Origin of the sequence: Candidatus Poriferisocius sp., assembly GCF_965202595.1 — a bacterium.
Taxonomy (GTDB): Bacteria; Actinomycetota; Acidimicrobiia; order Acidimicrobiales; family Bin134; genus Poriferisocius.
Window position 1 is genome coordinate 2608306 of sequence record NZ_OZ241836.1, and the last position, 19536, is coordinate 2627841.

The following is a 19536-nucleotide window of genomic DNA, read 5'->3' on the forward strand; positions in this document are numbered from 1 at the left end:
CTCACCAGCAAGCGGCAAAGGACACCTGGGGGTACACCCACACCTGGACCCTTACCCACCTAGTGAAACCTACCCCGCCAGAACCCTATGGGGGGGAAATAGACTGGGCAGAGTGGATCTGAGCGGGATTTGGGTAGGGTCTCCGGGGGGAGGGGGACTGCTGCCGGGATTTCCCGAGGATCGGTTCAACGACTCCGACTGGCTCCCGGTGGAAGTACCGGGCCACTGGGCCCGGGTACCGGGATTATCCGACGCCACCGCGGTGCGATACCGGCGGCGCTTCAACCAGCAGCCTCCGGCCGCTGGAGAACGGCGGTGGCTGGTCTTCGAGGGGCTGCTGTATCAAGCCGATGTCTGGTTGAACGGAACCTACCTGGGCGACATGGAGGGTTACTTCATGGCCCACCAGTTCGACGTAACCAACGCCATGGCCGGTCGCCGCGAGCACATCTTGGCCTTGGAGCTGTCGTGCCCCACCCGCTCCTCCCGAGTTTCGGGCCACCACATGCTGGGATCACTGGGCATGGCCTCGGAGCTGTTGCCCCCGGGTAACCCCGGAGGTATATGGGCACCGGTGGGAATCGAGAGCACCGGCGAGGTTCGCATCCTTGATCTTGGAGTGGCTACCCGGAGTTGCTCCGACCGCCGGGCGGTGGTGGTCCTTCAAGCCGACCTGGATGCTTCCCGAGCCGGACTGGTACGTATGCACACCACCCTGGGCCCCACCCAAAACGAGGTGGAACACACCACCCTGGGCCCCACCCAAAACGAGGTGGAACACACCACCCTGGGCCCCACCCAAAACGAGGTGGAACACACCACCCTGGGCCCCACCCAAAACGAGGTGGAGAACACCAGTGACCACGTGCTGGCTGCGGGCCTCAACCATGTGGAGTGGCAGGTGGAAGTACCCCGACCCCGGCGGTGGTGGCCCCATCGACTCGGGGATCGGCCTCGCTACGAGGTGACCGTCGAGGTGGGCACGACGCAGGGTGGTCTGAGCGATCGGCGGCGGGTGCGCACCGGGTTGCGAGAGGTGAGTATGGAGCAGTGGCGGTTCTCCATCAACGGCGTGCGGATGTTTCTGAAGGGCACCAGCTTCGGACCGGCATCCCCGTGGTGGGCCGAGGTGGACAGAGCCGACATGTACCGCGATGTGGAACTGGCCAAGAACGCGGGGCTGGACCTGATCCGGGTGTACGGCCACGTGGCTCCACCCTCCCTGTACGAGGCCGCTGACGAGGCCGGCATGCTCGTATGGCAGGATCTGCCGCTCATGGGGCCGTTCTCCCGGGGCAGCCGGAACGCGGCCACCGCCTGCGCCCGAGCCGCGGTGGGAACAGTGGGAGCGCACCCCAGCGTGGTCCTGTGGTGCGGCCATGTGGACCCCCTGGGCGACAGCACCGGCGATCCAACCGAGAACCGGAAGGGGAGCGAGAACCGGAAGGGAAGCAAAAGCAGGAAGGGGACCGAGAATTGGAAGGGGACTAAGAGCCGCAAGGGGACTAAGAGCCGCAACGGCATGGCCCGGCGGCTGGTTGGCCATCAGCGGCCCAGTTGGAACCTGTCCGTGCTGGACCGGGGGGTCAAACGGGAGCTCGAGCGGCGAGACCCCACCCGGCCGGTGGTGGCCTACTCGGGGGTACTTCCCCATCTACCCCGGCTGGACGGAACCGACACCCATCTCTGGCTGGGCTGGAAGTGGGGTCACGAGCGGGATCTGGAACAATTCGCCGCCCGCTGGCCCAAAGCGGTCCGGTTCGTGTCCCAGTTCGGAGCCCAATCCCCGCCGGGAGACCAACCCCCACCGGCAGACCAACCCCCACCGGGAGAACTGCTGCTGCTCGACCCGGCGGCCTGGCCCGATCTCGACTGGGTGGGACTAGCGCGCGACCACGGTCTGGACATCCTGGCCATGAACCGTCACGTGCCTCCCGGCGATCACACCGACCCTGCCCTATGGAAAGAGGCGGCTTGGGCCTATCAGGCCATGCTGGTGCGCCGGCACATCGAGACCTTGCGCCGGCTCAAGTATCGACCGGTGGGAGGGTTCTGCCATCACTTCTTCGCCGACTCCCACCCGGCGATGTCCACCGCCCTTTTGGACTGGCAAAGGTGGCCCAAACCGGCCTACGAGGCCCTGGCTCAAGCCTGCCGGCCAATCATCGTGGTGGCCGACCGGCTACCGGCCGAGCTGGCCGGCGGCGAGGAGCTGGAAATTGATGTCCATGTGGTGAGCGACCATCACGAGCCAGTGGTCGGGCTCCAGGTTGAAGCCACCCTGGAATGGTCCGGGGGTGAACGGGCATGGAGTTGGGCCGGCGCGGTGGGCTCCGACGAGTGCGTCCGGGTGGGAACGCTGCGCTGGCGAGTCCCCGCCGTTTGCGGCCCGGCCACACTGCGGCTTCAGCTCCTGGGCCCCGCAGAAGCCACCAACCGCTACGACGCGATCATCGGTGGCTAGCATGGATCGGACCATGATGAGAGTGAGCACACCACCGCCGGTGCGGTCGGCACCGAGAGTGAGGCTCCCGTGGCCGGCAAGCATCTACCAGACCGCGGTGGGCAAGAAATGGGTTATGGCCCTGACCGGTATAGCCCTCCTGGGCTTCGTGGTGGTCCACATGATCGGCAACCTCCACCTCTACGAAGGGCCCCTGGAGATTCACGAGTACGCCGAAACCCTGCGGGATCTGGGCACCAAGATCGTACCCCGCACCTGGCTGCTGTGGGCCATGCGCATCGGGCTGATCATCGCCTTCGCCCTCCACATCCACTCGGCATACAGCTTGAGCCGGATGAGCATGGCCGCCAACCAGCGCTACCCCGGGGGGCAGCGCTACATCGCCGCCAACTACGCATCGCGCACCATGCGGTGGACCGGCCCGATCATCGGGTTGTACCTCTTCTACCACCTGGCTGACCTCACCTGGGGCTGGTTCAATCCCGATTTCGTGCGGGGCGACCCCTATCACAACGTGTCGGAAAGCCTGAGCAGCATCCCGGTGGCAATCCTCTACATCGTGGCGAACATAGCCCTGGCCGTTCATATCTTCCACGGCTGCTGGAGCATGTTCCAGAGTCTGGGAATGAACAGTCCCCGCTACAACCATCTGCGCCGCTACCTGGCCGCAGGGCTGGCCGGAATAATCCTGGTGGGCAATCTGAGCTTCCCGATCTTAGTGCAAGCCGGGGTGATAGACGACGGCGGCCGCTCGCTGGTGGAGGAACTCCAGCACCATGGAGCCACACAGGAGCGAACGGGCTGATGCTCGGCACCCTCGACGCCCGCATCCCTCCGGGGGGACTCCAGGACAAGTGGACCGATCGCAAGTTCTCCATGCGGCTGGTGAGCCCCAGCAACAAGCGACGCTTCGACGTGATCGTGGTGGGATCGGGGCTGGCCGGGGCATCGGCGGCGGCCTCGCTGGGGGAGTTGGGCTACCGGGTCAAGGTGCTCACCTACCACGATTCCCCCCGCCGAGCCCACAGCATCGCCGCCCAGGGGGGCATCAACGCGGCCAAGAACTACCAGAACGACGGTGACAGCGTTTTCCGCCTGTTCTACGACACCATCAAGGGGGGCGACTACCGGGCCCGGGAGGCCAACGTGTACCGCCTGGCTGAGGTATCGGTGGACATCATCGACCAAGCCACCGCCCAGGGGGTGCCCTTCGCCCGGGAGTACGGGGGGCTGCTGGACAACCGCTCCTTCGGCGGGGCCCAGGTCAGCCGGACCTTCTACGCCCGGGGCCAGACCGGCCAGCAACTCCTGCTGGGAGCCTATTCGGCGCTTATGCGGCAGGTGGCGGCGGGTACGGTGGAGCTGCGTACCCGCTCGGAGATGTTGGAACTGGTGATGCACAACGGTCGGGCGGTGGGCGTGATCACCCGCGATCTCATCACCGGTGAGATCGAGCCGCATTCGGCCCACGCCGTGGTACTGGCCACCGGCGGCTACGGCAACGTTTACTTCCTGTCCACCAACGCCAAGATGTGCAATGTCACCGCGGCGTGGCGGGCCCACCGGCAGGGGGCGCTGTTCGCCAACCCGTGCTACACCCAGATCCACCCGACTTGCATACCTGCCAGTGACGACTTCCAGTCGAAGCTCACTCTCATGTCGGAGTCGCTGCGCAACGACGGTCGCATCTGGGTACCCCAGGTTCATGAGGACGGGCGCGATCCCCACGAGATCCCCGAAGCCGAACGGGACTATTTCCTGGAGCGCAAGTACCCGGCCTTCGGCAACCTGGTGCCCCGCGACGTGGCCTCCCGCAACGTCAAGACCGTGGTGGACGAGGGTAGGGGGGTGGGAAACCGGCACAACGGTGTCTACCTGGACTTCTCCGATGCCATCACCCGGGACGGAGCGGCCGCGATACGGGCCCGGTACGGCAACCTGTTCGACATGTACCAGCGCATAACCGGCGAGGACCCCTACACCGTGCCCATGCGCATCTACCCGGCTACCCACTACACGATGGGTGGGCTGTGGGTGGATTACGAGCTGATGAGCAACGTACCCGGCCTGTTCGTGCTGGGTGAGGCCAACTTCAGCGACCACGGGGCCAACCGGCTGGGAGCCTCAGCCCTCATGCAGGGACTGGCCGACGGGTACTTCATCCTGCCCTACACCATCGGCAACTACCTCTCCGACTTCTTGGGCGAGCCCGCATTGAGCACCTCCGAACCGGTGTTCGCCCAAGCCGAGTCGGCGGTGGCCGGCGAGACCGCCCGCTGGCTGTCCATCGGGGGGACCCGCTCGGTGGACCACTATCACCGGGAGTTGGGCAGGCTGGTGTGGGATTACATAGGCATGGCTCGTAACCGGACCGGGTTGGAGAAGGCGCTGTCGGAGATTCCCGCGCTGCGCGAGGAGTACCACCGCAATGTGCGGGTGCTGGGCTCGGCCGACACATTGAACCAGTCATTGGAAAAGGCGGGACGGGTGGCCGATCTGTTCGGGTTGGCCGAGCTGATGGCCCGGGATGCCCTGGCCCGCGAGGAGTCCTGCGGGGGGCACTTTCGGGAGGAGCACCAGACCACCGATGGCGAGGCCCGGCGCGACGACGCCAACTTCGCCCATGTGGCCGCCTGGGAGTGGAACGGCGAGGATGCCCCCCCGACCCGCCACCAGGAGCAACTGGCGTTCGAGAGCGTGGAGCCGACCCAGAGGAGTTACAAGTGAGCCGGGAGATCAGCCTCACGCTCAAGGTGTGGCGCCAGCCCGGGCCCCAGGCTTCGGGTTGCTTCGTGACCTACGAGGTGGACGGCATCAGCACCGATGCCTCGTTCCTGGAGATGCTGGACATCCTCAACGAGCAGCTCATCGAAAAGGGCGAGGAGCCGATCGTGTTCGAGTCCGACTGCCGGGAGGGCATCTGCGGCACCTGCGGGCTGATGATAAACGGTCAGGCCCACGGTCCCCAGAAGGGTACGGCCACCTGCCAGCTCCACATGCGGAGCTTCAGCGACGGTGACCACATAGTGATCGAACCCTGGCGAGCAACATCGTTCCCCGTACTGCGGGATCTTGCGGTGGACCGCCGAGCCATGGATGCCATCGTGGCCGCGGGGGGCTACATATCGGTGAACACCGGGGCCGCGCCCGATGCCAACCTGACCCCGGTGCCCAGGGAAACCTCCGAAACCGTCTTCGATGCCGCGGCCTGCATCGGCTGCGGCGCTTGCGTGGCTGCCTGCCCCAACAGCGCGGCCCAGCTCTTCACCGCGGCCAAGGTGCAGCACCTGAATCTTCTTCCCCAGGGTCAGGCCGAGCGGTGGACCCGCACTGAAGCCATGGTGGAGACGATGGAGGAGTTCTTCGGGTCGTGCACCAACCACGGCGAGTGCGAGGAGGCCTGCCCCAAGGAAATCCCCATCGACTTCATCGCCTGGACCAACCGGGATTACCTCAAAGCAAAGCTAAAGAATCGCAAGCTGGCCGGCCAGAGATAACCCGGAACCATGGACAGTGGCACGGGCAGTGGCGCGCTGAGGCATCGCCTCGTCGAGGTCACCCTCCACGGGCTGCGGGGTGCTCTCATGGGGGCTGCCGATGTCGTCCCGGGGGTGTCGGGGGGAACGGTGGCCCTTCTGCTGGGCATCTATACCCGGCTGATCGACACGGTGCGTTGCGGTGCCGGTGGGCTGGCCGCGTTGATGCGGGGCAACCGCGGGGATGCACTGCGAAGCCTGCGCCGCGTTGACTGGTGGTTCGCCATCCCGCTGCTGGTGGGCATCGCCGGTGCGGTGGTGGCTCTCTCCTCGCTGATGGATGAACTCCTGCTCAACCATCCCGAAGCCATGGCCGGGGTGTTCTTCGGACTGGTGGGGGCATCGATTATTGTTGCCTGGCAGCTTCTGAGGCTCCCGAAAGCCCACCACGCGCTGGTCGCCCTGGCGGTTGGGGCGGTGTTCTTCGGATTGCTGGGATTCCAGTCCGAGCCGGTGGCCGACCCGCCGGCGATGGTGCTGGTGGGGGCGGGAACGGCGGCGGCGTGCGCCATGCTGCTTCCCGGCATCTCCGGAGCCTTCATCCTGTTGATGATCGGGGTTTATCCCGCGGTAATCGGGGCTGTGGATGATCGGGTTTGGACCGATGTGGCCGTTGTGGGGGCAGGAGCGGTGCTCGGAGTGGTCTTGTTCTCCAAGCTGATCGGGCATGTGCTCGACCGCTGGCACGATCCCACCCTGGCGGTAATGATCGGCCTGCTGGTGGGATCGCTGAGGGTTCTGTGGCCCTGGCCCAACGGCGTGGGCGTGATCAGCCGCCATGCCGAAACCGCCATCGACGGCACGGGCCTGGGGTGGGCACCGATCGGTGAACTATGGCTGCCCACCACGCTCGCCATCTCAGCCGCCACCCTGATAATGGTCCTGCACCGAGTAGCGCGTCCTACTCAGACCGCTCGCAGGTAGGTGGGCCAGCTCTACCAAAGTTGACCCAGGGTGGTGGGGGATCCCCGCCGGGGTTGACCCAGGGTGGTGGGGGACACCCCGGCGGGGAGAAATTGGGTGGGGTGGGTTAGTTGTTGCAGATGTCGTTGTTCAAATCAGCAACACTGTCGCCATAGCTGCCGCGACCCAGGCGGCGGCACTCCTCAGCCAGCGCGGCCCTGTACTCGTCGCGGTAGGTGGCGGCGAGGGTGTCGCCGGCTTTTTGGCGGGCTATGGCCTCACGGCGGGTATACGGGAGTGAGCAGACGTCGGCCACACCATCACCATCGCTGTCCAGGGGGTAGGTAGTGGGCCCACCCAAAGAACGGTTGGCACACCAGGAGGGGCCGGTGATGGTGCCCGAGTAGTAGGGGCCCCCATCGTTGGGCGGCGGGAACCCGGGTGCGGCCAGGGTGTCGCCGCCGCAAGCCTCGCTGCCGGGCTGGTTGGCGCACTCGGCGTTGACGAGCCGGCGGTACAAATCCGGGTATCGATTCGCCAAAGTGATCACCGCGTTTTGCCGAGCTATGGCCTCACGACGGGTGTAGGGCAGCGAACAAATATCGGCCACCCCATCACCATCGCTGTCCAAAGCGAACAAGCGAGCCCCACCCAACGAGAACTCCGCACAAAAACTCGGACCGGTAACCGGACCGGAGTAATAAACCTGATCACTGGGGCTATCACCACCAGGAGCATCATCGCCGGAGGTGACGGTGGACGAGGTACCCGCTGGACCAGCACCGACGGCGTTGACGGCTCGCACCTCAAACACATAGGCCACCGGACCGGTACCGGTATCAACCCCGGATATAACCGTACTCATGGTGGCTGCACCAACATCGGCCCACTCACCGAAACCGGCACTCCCGATGCGGGTACGCCACTGCCAACCCGTCACCGCTGATCCCCCATCGGCACTCGCCATCCAGGTGACGGTGATGGTGCCATCGGTAGCCGTCGCGGTGATGGTGGGAGCTTCGGGTGTCGTGGCTGGTGTCGCCGTAACAGAGGCCACAGCACCAGCACCCATCGCGTTCTGGGCTCGTATGTGGAACGTGTAGCTGGTGCCATTAGTCAGGTTGGGTACCGGTACCGACGTGGCATCAGCGCCCAAACCCATGCCAAACAAGTCCTGCCACTGGCCATCATCAACCCGCAAATGCCAACCCGTCACCACAGACCCACCATCGGTACCGGGCATCCACGACAACGTGACCCTGCTGTCACCGGGTGTGGCGGTAACCGTCGGCGCAGCAGGGACCGTGGCAGGGGTCGCGGTATCAACCCCAACAGCGCCGGCACCCATAGTGTTTTGCATAGCGTTTCGGGCTCTAACCCCGAAGGTGTAGGTGGTGCCGTTGACCAGGTTCTGCACCGGCACCGAAGTGGTATCAGCAGGGTGGTCCTGCCATTGGCCATCGCCGGTGCGCACCTGCCAACCCGTCACCGCAGACCCACCATCGGCACCCGGTGTCCAGCTCACCGTGACCATCTCATCACCAGCAGTAGCTGTCACAGTCGGGGCGGCGGGCACGGTGGCGGGGGTCGCGGTGACGGTGGTGGCGGTGCCGGGGCCCATCTTGTTCTGAGCCCTGACCTCAAACATGTAAGCAGTGCCGTTCATCAAATCACCGATGTCGCTAGTAGTGGTAGCAGCAGCCACATCAACCCAAGTGCCGTAATCACCATCGGCGGGTTTAGCCCGGTACTGCCACCCCGTAACGGGGGCGGCCCACGACGATTCACCCACCGCCCCGCTAACACCAGCGGTCCAACCCAAAGTGACCATCATGTCACCAGCGGTGGCGGTCACCGTCGGGGCGGGGGGCACCGCGGAGGGGGTGACCGGATCGGACTCGAACGCAGTGCCGATCACCTCGGTATCGGTGGTCACCGCCCTTACTTGGAAGGTGTAGGCCCGCCCATTGGCCAAACCATCCACCACCAAACTACGAGCCGCCGCCCCACCGGTGACCGCCGTCCACGAACCGTAACCCCCACCAGCAGTTTTCATACGATACTGCCAACCCGAAACCGTGGAACCCCCCGTGCTCGCCGGTGTCCATACCAGCGTGGCCTGCCCATCACCGGCGGTGGCTTGCAATGTGCCGGCTGCGGGCGCACCGGTCGGTGTCACCGGACCAACCACGCCTGCGGCGGGGCCGGCGCCGAACCGGTTCACCGCCCGCACCTCGAACTCATAGCCCACCCCATTGACCAAACCCCGCACCGGCACACCAACCGACTCAGCCGGATGTCTGGGTGTGGCGGTGGCCGGTGACGGGTTCTGCGGCTGCGGAATCGGGGTACCCAACGCCTGCCACGCATCAAAAGTGTTGCTACCGGTGCGGCGCACCCGAACGTCGTAACCCAAAACCGATGTCCACTTCACATCCCCCGCAGAAGCACCCCGAAGCGGGGCCACCACAGTGATCTTCACCTCACCATCACCTGCGGTTGCGGTGACCTGGCGGGGTGCTTGGGGCACCCGACCCGGGACAACTTCCAACGACTGCGCCGCCGCACCATCACCAGCACCCGCGGCCAACTGACCCGAGGGCACCCAATCAGCCAGCGCGTTCACCGCCCGCACCTGGAACCGATACAAAGTGCCATTGGTCAAACCACTCACCACAGCCGAGGTCGTCGACGGCCCCGAACCCGCAACATTAGTCCAAGCCTTGGACTGAGTAACGCTGGGACTACCGCCGGTAACGTCGGTGGTATCAGCCCAAGCAGACCAAGTAACGCTCGTAGCAGCAGCGGGAGCGGATTGGTAACGGTACTGCCACTTGGTGATCGGCGGACCCCCAGAACCCGCCGAGGTCCACGACAACGCCACCTGACCATCACCACCAGTCGCGGTTAACCCTGCCGGGGCCGGGGGGTTCACACCCGGTATCACCACCTTATCGGGGAAGGTATCGGCAGCTTTAGTTGTCAAACCAGCACCGTTGGAATACAACACCACACCGGGCAACATGGTGGTACCGTGCCGGTTCACCCCCCTAACCCGGAACTCATAGGCCACCCCGTTGCGCAAACCCGACACCGTAATCCCATCAGTAGTCACAGCGGTACTGCCCTCCTTCCGACCAGCGAACCTCTCACCAATATTAGCTACCGCCCACGGTGACCACTGGCCTTCAATCGGACGATACGAATACTCCCAAACCGTATCAGCATAGGTACCGTTAGGGTCAGTAAAAGCATTACTATAAACAATCACGTTGTAGGTAGAACCGTTGGCACCGGTGCGCTGTTCTTCGCTGGGTTTGACAATGTTCAACCTCACCTGGCCATTACCCGGCACCGCCAACACTTCGGGACGCACCTTGGGGCTACTTATTCCTCCATTGCCGCCAGGCAAGGACGGAGCCCCGAAAATGAACGGCCCAAACTCGCCTGCATAACCTGGACCTATATCAGTCACATTCCGCCAACGCATTGTGTAAGTTTCACCAACCCGGAAAGTTATCTCATCAAAACGCTCAGTGGCTCTAAACAAACTACCCTCTTGAGTTGTCCACCCAGTCCACGGCGCGTCGCCAACCTTCCACGACCACTCATTCCGCAAACTCGTACCACCATTCAAAGGACGTAAAGTAATATCAATATGAGGCTTAGCACCGTCTGTGCGAGGATCGGATGTGTAACCCATCAAAAAGAAGTTCTGCGGCTTGTTGGGAACCTCCTTGGGAAAATTCACCCTGACAACACCCGACACCAAACCCTCACCCAACGCGTTATGTGCCCGTACCAAGAAATAATGATCCCCCACAGCGAAACCCGGATTACAGTTACCAATACAAAGAGTACCACCAAGATTATTGCTGGTCCGTCCCTCGGGCAAGGTTTTTGACCGTAATCCAGCGCAGGTAGGATCCGCTCCCGCAGTGTTGTCACACAAATCCTTCCAATCCTCAGAAGCCAACGTCGCTAACTCACCCGCATCTTCCTTGCGCGCGAACTGCCACTTCGTTATCGGGGAACCACCATCATCCACCGTCCACGACAAAACCACCTGATGCAACCCTATCGTGTAATCCGACACCGCCTCCGCGGTCACCACCGGTGCTGCCGGCACCGTACCCGGATAAACAACCTCCGCCGTTTCTGCCACCTCACCGGCACCAACTTGGTTCACCGCCCGCAGGCGGAACCGATAACCCACACCCGCCGTCAAACCCGGAACCTCATACTCTCCAGTGTTGTATTCACCCGGTATCGCCACCCAACCACCCCAATCATCATCACCAGCGCGCACCGAATACTCATAACGCCTAAAAGTCTCACGACTTTGAATACCAGCCGGCCGGGACCACTCCAACGTCACCGAAGACAACGACACCGATCTCACCTGAAAATCAGGAGGCGCTCCCAACACTGGGCCCGGCCACACCCTCCCAGAACGCGCCGGTGTACCCGCACCCAACGCGTTAACAGCCCGCACCTCAAACACATACCTCCCGGTAGTAGCACCACCCACAAAATTATCCAAACCACTCACATTGTAAGACCTGGCCCCAGCCCCTCCAGGAACCCGATGCCAACCCGCTCGCGGCAACTCCGTATAAGCCCGAGCCCACCGAACCTCCCAACCGGTAACCGGCGAAGACACCACCCCCGGCACAGCCCACGACAGCAACGCTGATTTGTCACCCGGTGTTACCACGAAGTTACGGGGAGCACCCGGCACTCCACCCACCACCACCGGCCCCACCTCACCGGTGGCACCAGCACCATGCTTGTTAACCGCCCGCACCCTAAACGAATACCCGACATCGTTAACCAACCCCTTGACCACGAACGATTCACGATCCTTAGCAGCGTTACCATCATCGGCCATCACCGACCATCCCGACCACTGCCCATCACCCTGTTTGATCGCGTACTCGTACCGCAAAATATCGGTGAATCCCGACCCCGCAACCTCACCGGCAGCCTTGGTCCACTTCAACTTCACCTGGGAGTTTCCGGGAACCGCCTGCAAACCCGCCGGTGCCGGCGGAACACTAGAAATCAGATACCCATCACCGTCCGAACCCACATGCCTAATCCTGCCCGAACCCGCAGAACTCACCGCCCGCACCCAGAACCGGTACCTGCTACCAACCGTCAAACCCGACACCACCACCGACCGAGCAACAGCACCACCGGGCACCGTCCTCCACACAACCCCACTACGATCCCCCGAAGTGGGCGCGTTCCCCGAACGATCCACCACGCTCTCCTCCGGCGGAACCCATGTGGTCCCCCCATTGGTGGAGCGCGAAAACGTGTACTCGTAATGCGAAATACCCGCAGCACCCGTATCCGGCACCCCCCACGACACCCGCACCTGCCCGCCACCCAACACCACCACCTGGGGCGACGACGGAAAATTCGGCTGCGCACCCACACCCCCCACCCAAACCAACACCGACCCCAACAACCCCAACAGAATTAGGGGTCCAACAAACCAGGGTAGCGCTAGATGTCTACCCCCCCCCCCCCCCGGTTAGAACCCAAACCAACCCGCAAAAAACTCAACATAACCCCCACTATAACCACACCCCCCCCCCCGTCAAGCACTCCCACAAACTCACCGTGACCAGGGCAAAGTCCACCGGTTGAGCTTGCCGATGCCCCCCTTATCGGTGATGCCAACTCCAGGGGGCGTGTTGTGACACCAGCTTGATGGATAGCATCATTCTTGGTGCCGACATACTTGAGCAAGGAGTGGATCCGCCAGGCCGATGCCGCGCTGCGAGCATCGGGGCTGCGCACCACGGGCGGCAAACGGTTTGCCGTGGAACAACGTGTCGATGGGACGGTTCTTCACATGCTGTTCGACGCTAATGGTGCCTGCGTGCGCCCGGGCCCGGCCGATAACCCCACGGTGGTGTTCAGCCAGAGCCGCTCCACTGCCGCAGCCATTGCCCGGGGGGAGTTCTCGGCCGAGGAGGCGGTGCTGAACGGGCAGACCGCTTTCGAGGGCGACCCCAAGGCCCTGGTGGCCAACCACCATATTCTGGCCACTGCCGATGACGTGTTCGCCGACTTGCGGTCCCGCACCATCTGGGACTGAACCGGCTCAACACTTTCTCGCCCCCGCTGCCGGCACCATCCAAGGGAGTAGCTGCGGGAGGGCTAAGCGCGCGCAGATAGGTTAGGTGGGGTTGGGTTTGGTGGCTTGTTTGGTGAGTTTGATGGTGATGATGAGGGTGATGGCGAGTGCGAGTTGGCCGAGGCGTGCTTTGGTGTTGCGGTCGGTGTTGCGGCGTAGTTGTCCGAAGTTGGATAGCCAGGGTTCTATGGTCCAGCGTTTCCCCAGGGGTATGGGTTTGGGTTCTTGGGGGGTGGTGGCGGGTGCTCGTTTGGGAGCGCAGACGATGTCTTCGATTCCGTAGCTCCAGCAGGTTCGGCGGACGGGCTCACCGGTATAGCCGCGATCTAGGTGCAGGGTCTCAATGTCTAGGTGTAGACCGCGTTGTGCTGTGGCCGCCAAAGTGGGAGCGAACAGTTGCTGGTCGTGACGGTTCGCGGCCCCAGCGGCCCAACCCACTGGGATAGCTGTTACGGTGCGCCAGAAGCGACCATTTCCACCCGGATTTGCCCCTGTCAACAGGGCTTTTACCCGTTCCCTCCCCACCGCAGGGTGCTTTGTGGGTCGAGGTGCCCACCGATGCTTCGGACAAATCGATGCCCACAACGCGGTCGTAGCCCTCTATGGCTTCGGTGACGACACCTTCGAACACACCCTGGGCGTTCCACTCATTGAACCGGGTGCGCAACACCGTTTCACCGCCTTTGCCCAACCGGCCCACCACATCCCAACAACAACCGGTCACCAACCGCAACAAGATCCCCTCAAACACGTCACGGTCAGGGATCCTCGGCCGGTGACAACCCAACGGATGAAACACCTCCCCCCGCACCGGCACAAGCGGCTCCACCGCCGCCCACACAGCATCCACCACCCGCGGATCCAAAGCACCCATGATCACAACACCTCCACCATGTCGTTGTCGTTGAATAACTACCCGACATCAAAGCCGGACCAACACAACGACAGGTGGATGGCCACCTATCTGCGCGCGCTCTAAGTCGGGGGAGAACAACAAAGGCCCGTCCTCCCGCTGGTACCCCGATACCATTATCCAACGTTTGCAGAACATCGAGGCCCATAAAGCACGAATCATGTTCTGCGAAACCGACGGCCTCGGACTACTGGAAGTAGCGGTCGGAATCCCCGATGTCGTGGCTTTCATAGATCCCCCTTACACAGTGGGAGGCAAAAGAGCTGGCAACCGACTTTATGCTCATCATCAAATCGAACACCGGCGGCTATTTAAGATTCTGGCCGAGACTACCGCGGACTTCCTGATGACTTACGACCGCTCACCAGAAATAGTAGAACTCATCAAAGAACACAGATACCATGCCGTTGAAGTCGTGATGCGCAACACGCACCATGCCCACATATCAGAACTACTCATCACCCGACGACCGCTATGAACCAGCGGGGTACCAGCTTTAAAATGAGTACAGATGGGTTGGGTGGGGTTCGGTTTGTCGTGGCTCAGGGGTATGTGTCACAGGTGGATGGTACGGTGTTGGCATGGAGCTCAGCGATATGGATACCAATTTAGTTGTTGAGGAAAACCCGGTTGGGGGTGACCGGACCGGGGTTGTGGCTGAGGCTGTTTTGGCTTCTGATGGAGGGTTTGTTGTTTGTGTTGCCCACCAGGATATGGGCGGCCTGTCTTTGGGTGAGTTGGATGATCGTATTGAGGAGCTTGGTAAGGCCAGGTCCAGGATTGAGGGTTGTTTGGCTGAGGTGTTGGCGGAGAGAGCCCGCCGGAGCAGTAATCGCGAAACAGCCGCGGTGTTGAGGGAACGGGTGTTGGAATCGGCGGGTCGCGCTTCGGGTGAAGTGAAAACAGCGGTGTCTTTGGCGGAAAACTTTCCCTCCACCCTGGAAGCGTTGATCGGCGGTGAGATCAACTCCGGTCACGCTCGGGTCATCAACCGGGTGGCTGGGAAACCCGATTACCGGGGTGAGGAAGAAATTTTGGGGTCTGCTCGGGTTGTGCCTTCGGATTTGCTGTCCAGGTACGCGCTGCGCCACACCCCGGTTGAAGATCGTGACTACAGCAAGTACCAGCAGCAGCGCCAGGATCGGCGGGCGATGATGACCCAGGAACCCGACGGGTCGTGGAAACTGTATGCCCACCTCGATTACATGGCAGGGCGGCGGGTGAGCATGGTGTGGGCGAAGATGGCGGAAGCGTTCCGCCGTGAGGAGTCCCCCAACAGCAAAATCACCTACCTGCAACGCAACGCCGATGCCCTGGTGCAGATGATCACCCGCGACGCTACGCAACGAGCAGCGCCGGCGAATCTCATGGTTATCAGCGACTACAACACCACTACCGGTGAGTTGGGAGCGCCTCGCCTCGACGACGGCCAACCCGTACCCCCGGAGCTGCTGGAGGGAATCCTGGAAAACGTCGAAGTGTACACCGCGTTCGTGGACACCAAAGGCCTACCACTGTGGCTGGGCCGCTCGAAACGATCAGCATCGCTGAACCAAAAACTCATGCTCGCCGCCCGAGACGGCGGCTGCATCGGCTGCAACACCCCATCGGAACGCTGCGAAGCCCACCACATCCACCATTGGGCCAACGGTGGCGAAACCAACATCAACAACCTCGTCCAACTATGCCCCGGCTGCCACCACCTCACCCACGACACCAACTGGCAAGTCCACCAAAACCACCAAGGCCGACACTACCTCAAACCCCCACCCGACCCATTCCCCAACACCGCAACAACCACCCACCAACCCAACCAACACAACCCCATACTCCAAACCTAAGGGGGGGTTGGATGGTCACCTATCCGCGCGCGCTCTAATAGTCCAGACCCTTTTTGGCCAGGATCTTGCTGTCGAAAGCGTGCTTCACCTTCACCATCTCCGTCACGGTGTCGGCCGCTTCGATCACCTCTTCAGCCATGTCCCGGCCGGTCAGGATCACGCTCACGCTCTCGGGTCTCGCCTTCAACGCCGCCGCCACCTCGGAGGCATCTATCCAATCCCACGTCATGGCGTAGCTGATCTCGTCCAGCACCACGAGGCGATATTCGCCCCCGGCGATGAGTTGAGCCGAGAAATCCCATGCCGCCACCGCTTTGGCCCGGGTTTCGTCCAGGTTCTCGGAGTCCCAGGTGAACCCGTCACCGGCCGAGAACCACTTCACCCCCAGCTCTCGGCACACCTTCTCCTCACCGGTGTTCCAGTCGCCACTCTTGAGGTACTGCACCACGGCAACCGGCCAGTTCTGGGACACCGCCCTCAAGATGGTGCCGAACGCCGCGGTGGACTTGCCCTTGCCGTCACCAGTGTTGACCAGAACCAGCGAGGATGCCCGGCACATACCCGATAGGTCATACGGGCGCTCTTCCTGGGGGTTGGAATGTGTGCTCATCGAGCCTCCTTCTTCCTGGGGGACGGAATGTGTGCTCATCGAGCCTCCTTCTTCCTGCGGGATGGATTCTGTACTCACCGAGCCTCCTTCGGGGGTTGGGTTCGGCGGCGGGGTAGCGGCAGCACCACCAACTCCCCGCCAATATCGTGAACCTCAAGCGGAGTGGCGTAGATCGCTGACAAAAGGTCGGACTCCAGAACCACATCCGGGGTACCCTGGGTAACGATCCGCCCCTCGTGAATGAGAGCGAGCCGGTCGGCAAACCGGGCCGCGGTGCTCAAGTCGTGCATGGCGGCAACCACGCTGAGCCCTTCTGTGCGACGCAGATCGTCCACCAACTCGAGCACCGACACCTGGTGACCCATATCCAGAGCGCTGGTGGGCTCATCCAACAGGAGTACCGGAGCCTTTTGAGCCAGCGCCCTGGCCACCACCACTTGCTGAGCCTCCCCACCCGACAGCGTGGAAACCAGGCGATCGGCAAAATGCCAGAGCGAGAGGCGGTGAAGAACCGACGACACCACCCGGCGATCGGCCTGCGAGTCCCGCGCCAGCCACCCCAGATGAGCGGTACGGCCCAGGAGCACGTACTCGGCCACGGTCATGCCCCGGGGCAGAACCGGCGACTGCGGCACCAGGGCGACTCCGGCCGCCGATAACCCGCGCCCCCCCTGAAGGGACACCGTGCCCCTGCAAGCGGTGAGCCCCGCCATGGACCGCAAAAGCGTTGACTTGCCCGCCCCGTTGGGGCCTATGAGCCCCAGCCATTCGCCGGCCAGAAGGTCGAGATCCACCCCGCAGACCACCTCGCTGCGGTGGTAGGACACCCTGATGCCGCGGCAGGAAAGCGCCACGGCTTCGGCAGCAACGCTCATACTGCGCCCCAACGGTTCCTCCACCGGCCATCACCGAGATAATCGCCCGCAACGCTCATACTGCGCCCCAACGGTTCCTCCACAGCACGAAAGCGAAGCAAGGAGCTCCGACCATAGCGGTGATCACCCCTACCGGAAGCTCCGATGGGGCCAAAAGGGTGCGGGCCCCAATATCCACGAAGGCCAAGAACGCGGCCCCCACCAGCGCCGAGAGCGGCACGATAACCCGGTAACTGTGGCTTACCAGCAGGCGGACAACGTGGGGCACCACCAGGCCAACGAAGGCGATCAAACCGCTCACGGACACCGCGGCCGCGGTGAGCAACGAGGCGGAAACAATGAACACCAGCCGGGACCGGGCGGGGTCCAGCCCCAGCGACCGGGCCTCCTCATCACCCACCCGCAGCACATCCAGGTGCCGGCGGTGGATGTACAGTGCTGTCCCGCACACCCCGGCGTAGGTGGCCAGAAGCCCAACCTGCTTCCACCCGCTGGTGTTCAACTGCCCGAAAAGCCACGACAGCACCTCTCGGGCCCGGTTCTCGTTCAATCGCTGGATGGCGTAGGTCTGCGCGGCCGAGAACATGGCGGCCACGGCCACCCCGCCCAGCAGCAGTGTGGCCGGCGAACTACCGCCACCGCGGGCGATGACCAAGGATATTCCCACCGCCACCAGCGCCCCCACGAAAGCGGCTGCCGGCACCGTGTCGAACGGGCCCCAGCTCAAGTCGAGGCCGAAACCCAGGGCCAGCACCGCTCCGAAACCGGCCCCCGCCGACACTCCCAGCAGGTAGGGGTCGGCCAGCGGGTTCTGGAACACGCCCTGGAAGGAAGCGCCGGCCATGCCCAAAGCCCCTCCCACCAGCATTCCCAGCACCAGCCTCGGGAGCCTTATCTCGAACAGGATGCTCTCCTGGGAGGCCGAGAGCGAGGACTCCACTCCCAGCAGGGGCACCCAATCGGCCAGCGCCGCCAGCACCCCCCCGACCGGCAACCCGGCTGCCCCGCTGGTGGCGCTCAACAGCCCCACCGCCACCAGCACAGCCAGCCCGACTACCGAAGCCACAAGCGGCACTCCGAATGCTCGCTGTATCGCCCGGGGGGTGGCCTCCGGGTCGGGCTCAACCTTCCTATGGGCAATATCGGAGTCGGGCTCAATCCTCCTATGGGCAATATCCGGGTCGGGCACGGCGGATGCCGGAATGGGTGGGCCGGTCATGAACTTGCTCATGCGAGCTTACGAGACCGGCTCGACCACTGATTGCAGGGCTTCGGCTATCGCGGCAATGAACCGGGGCAGCCGCGGCCCCCAGCGAGATGCGATGTCGGCGTTGACCGTAACGATATTGCCGTTGCGCACCGCCGCAACCTCTCCCCAGCCGGGCCGGGCCGCCAGGTCAGCGGCGGTGTAGCTCACCTGGTCGGTTATGACGATCAGCTCCGGGTCGGCTTCCACTATGTATTCCTCGGTGAGTTGGGGGTAGCCGGAGCCATCACCATCGGCCTGGTCTGCAATGTTGGTTGCCCCCATGGCGGAGTAAACCGCGCCGATGAAGCTGGCCGAGCTGGCTGAGAAGTAGGTTTGGTCGATTTCGTGGTACACCCGCACCGGCGCATCGGGGGCTGCCTCCAGTGCTGCGGAGATCTCGCGCCGCAAGCGAGCCACCAGATCGGCGGCCTCGTCCACCCGTCCAGTGGCGATACCCAACTCGGCAAAAGTCCCATACCAGGCTTCCAGGTTCATAGGTGCCGGGCTCAGATGTAAGGCCACCCCGGCCGCGTTCAACCCGGCTACCAGATCGTTGGCATCGTTGGATATCACCACCAGATCGGGTTCGTAGGAGAGCACCGCCTCCACGTTGGGATTCCACCCCGACAGGTCGGTAACCGGGGCCCCGGGCGGGTAGTTGGAGAACTCCTCCACCGCCACCACCTGCTCGCCCGCACCGATGGCGAACAGCATCTCGGTAGCGGTGGGCGACAGCGACACGATCCGTTGCGGGCGCTCAGGTTCAGCCACCTCAGGCTCTTCGACAATACCGGTGCTCTCAGCAACACCAGGCTCTTCGACAATACCGGTGCTCTCAGCAACACCAGGCTCTTCGACAATACCGGTGCTCTCAGCAACACCAGTGCTCTCAGCCACGCGGTCATCGCCACCATCGCCGCAAGCTGCGCCAACCACGGCAACGAGCAAAAGGGCTACCGCAAGCAGGCGGGAACGGAAACCGGGCATTTGACTC

General features: G+C 63.3%; 14 protein-coding genes. 7 read left to right on the plus strand and 7 right to left on the minus strand.

Annotation, left to right across the window (positions count from 1 at the left end; all coding sequences use genetic code 11):
• Positions 1-112: 112 nt before the first annotated feature.
• Genes ACOGXC_RS11765 through ACOGXC_RS11785 form a run of 5 tightly spaced genes read left to right on the plus strand, consistent with a single transcriptional unit; the run spans position 113 to position 6924 of the window.
• Positions 113-2464: a glycosyl hydrolase 2 galactose-binding domain-containing protein gene (locus ACOGXC_RS11765; RefSeq protein WP_419918377.1), complete on the plus strand. Its 2352-nt coding sequence runs from the start codon at positions 113-115 to the stop codon at positions 2462-2464.
• A 13-nt stretch (positions 2465-2477) separates the two neighbouring features.
• On the plus strand, positions 2478-3269 hold the full coding sequence (locus ACOGXC_RS11770; protein ID WP_419918378.1) for a succinate dehydrogenase cytochrome b subunit: 792 nt from the start codon (positions 2478-2480) through the stop codon (positions 3267-3269).
• Positions 3269-5191, plus strand: a complete 1923-nt coding sequence (locus tag ACOGXC_RS11775; RefSeq protein WP_419918379.1) for a fumarate reductase/succinate dehydrogenase flavoprotein subunit — start codon at positions 3269-3271, stop codon at positions 5189-5191. Before ACOGXC_RS11770 ends, ACOGXC_RS11775 begins: the two co-directional genes overlap by 1 nt.
• An 8-nt stretch (positions 5192-5199) precedes the next feature.
• Positions 5200-5961 (plus strand): succinate dehydrogenase/fumarate reductase iron-sulfur subunit, encoded by a 762-nt coding sequence (locus ACOGXC_RS11780; protein ID WP_419920074.1) that lies wholly within the window; start codon positions 5200-5202, stop codon positions 5959-5961.
• 9 nt (positions 5962-5970) lie between these two features.
• The gene (locus tag ACOGXC_RS11785) at positions 5971-6924 is read left to right on the plus strand and encodes a DUF368 domain-containing protein (protein WP_419918380.1); all 954 of its coding nucleotides are present in this window, start codon (positions 5971-5973) and stop codon (positions 6922-6924) included.
• 106 nt (positions 6925-7030) lie between these two features.
• Here the strand turns inward: ACOGXC_RS11785 and ACOGXC_RS11790 are convergent, their stop codons facing one another.
• Positions 7031-12346 carry a fibronectin type III domain-containing protein gene (locus tag ACOGXC_RS11790; protein WP_419918381.1) on the minus strand — a complete coding sequence of 1772 codons (5316 nt, stop codon included), beginning with the start codon at positions 12344-12346 and terminating at the stop codon, positions 7031-7033.
• 297 nt (positions 12347-12643) lie between these two features.
• Here ACOGXC_RS11790 and ACOGXC_RS11795 point away from each other — a divergent pair, with 297 nt between their 5' ends.
• Positions 12644-13015, plus strand: coding sequence for an SCP2 sterol-binding domain-containing protein (locus ACOGXC_RS11795; protein ID WP_419918382.1), 372 nt, complete (start codon positions 12644-12646; stop codon positions 13013-13015).
• Between the two features lie 81 nt (positions 13016-13096).
• On the opposite strand, the gene ACOGXC_RS11800 is transcribed toward ACOGXC_RS11795, so the two are convergent.
• Together ACOGXC_RS11800 and ACOGXC_RS11805 are read right to left on the minus strand one after the other, a co-directional pair.
• Entirely contained in the window at positions 13097-13492 is a 396-nt protein-coding gene (locus ACOGXC_RS11800) for a hypothetical protein (protein WP_419920102.1), read from the minus strand.
• Positions 13395-13928, minus strand: coding sequence for a transposase (locus ACOGXC_RS11805; RefSeq protein ID WP_419918383.1), 534 nt, complete (start codon positions 13926-13928; stop codon positions 13395-13397). The genes ACOGXC_RS11800 and ACOGXC_RS11805 overlap by 98 nt, the downstream gene beginning before the upstream one ends.
• Before the next feature lie 620 nt (positions 13929-14548).
• Here ACOGXC_RS11805 and ACOGXC_RS11810 point away from each other — a divergent pair.
• Entirely contained in the window at positions 14549-15808 is a 1260-nt protein-coding gene (locus ACOGXC_RS11810; protein ID WP_419918384.1) for a DUF222 domain-containing protein, read from the plus strand.
• Positions 15809-15842: 34 nt separating this feature from the next.
• On the opposite strand, the gene cobO is transcribed toward ACOGXC_RS11810, so the two are convergent.
• The 4 genes from cobO to ACOGXC_RS11830 all read right to left on the minus strand — a co-directional run bounded on the left by cobO (position 15843) and on the right by ACOGXC_RS11830 (position 19529).
• Positions 15843-16418, minus strand: a complete 576-nt coding sequence (gene cobO, locus ACOGXC_RS11815; protein ID WP_419918385.1) for a cob(I)yrinic acid a,c-diamide adenosyltransferase — start codon at positions 16416-16418, stop codon at positions 15843-15845.
• A gap of 74 nt (positions 16419-16492) precedes the next feature.
• A complete protein-coding gene (locus ACOGXC_RS11820) occupies positions 16493-17293 on the minus strand; it encodes an ABC transporter ATP-binding protein (protein ID WP_419918386.1) in 801 nt (266 codons plus the stop codon).
• 55 nt (positions 17294-17348) lie between these two features.
• The gene (locus ACOGXC_RS11825) at positions 17349-18524 is read right to left on the minus strand and encodes a FecCD family ABC transporter permease (protein ID WP_419918387.1); all 1176 of its coding nucleotides are present in this window, start codon (positions 18522-18524) and stop codon (positions 17349-17351) included.
• A 6-nt stretch (positions 18525-18530) separates the two neighbouring features.
• Entirely contained in the window at positions 18531-19529 is a 999-nt protein-coding gene (locus tag ACOGXC_RS11830; RefSeq protein WP_419918388.1) for an ABC transporter substrate-binding protein, read from the minus strand.
• Positions 19530-19536: the final 7 nt, after the last annotated feature.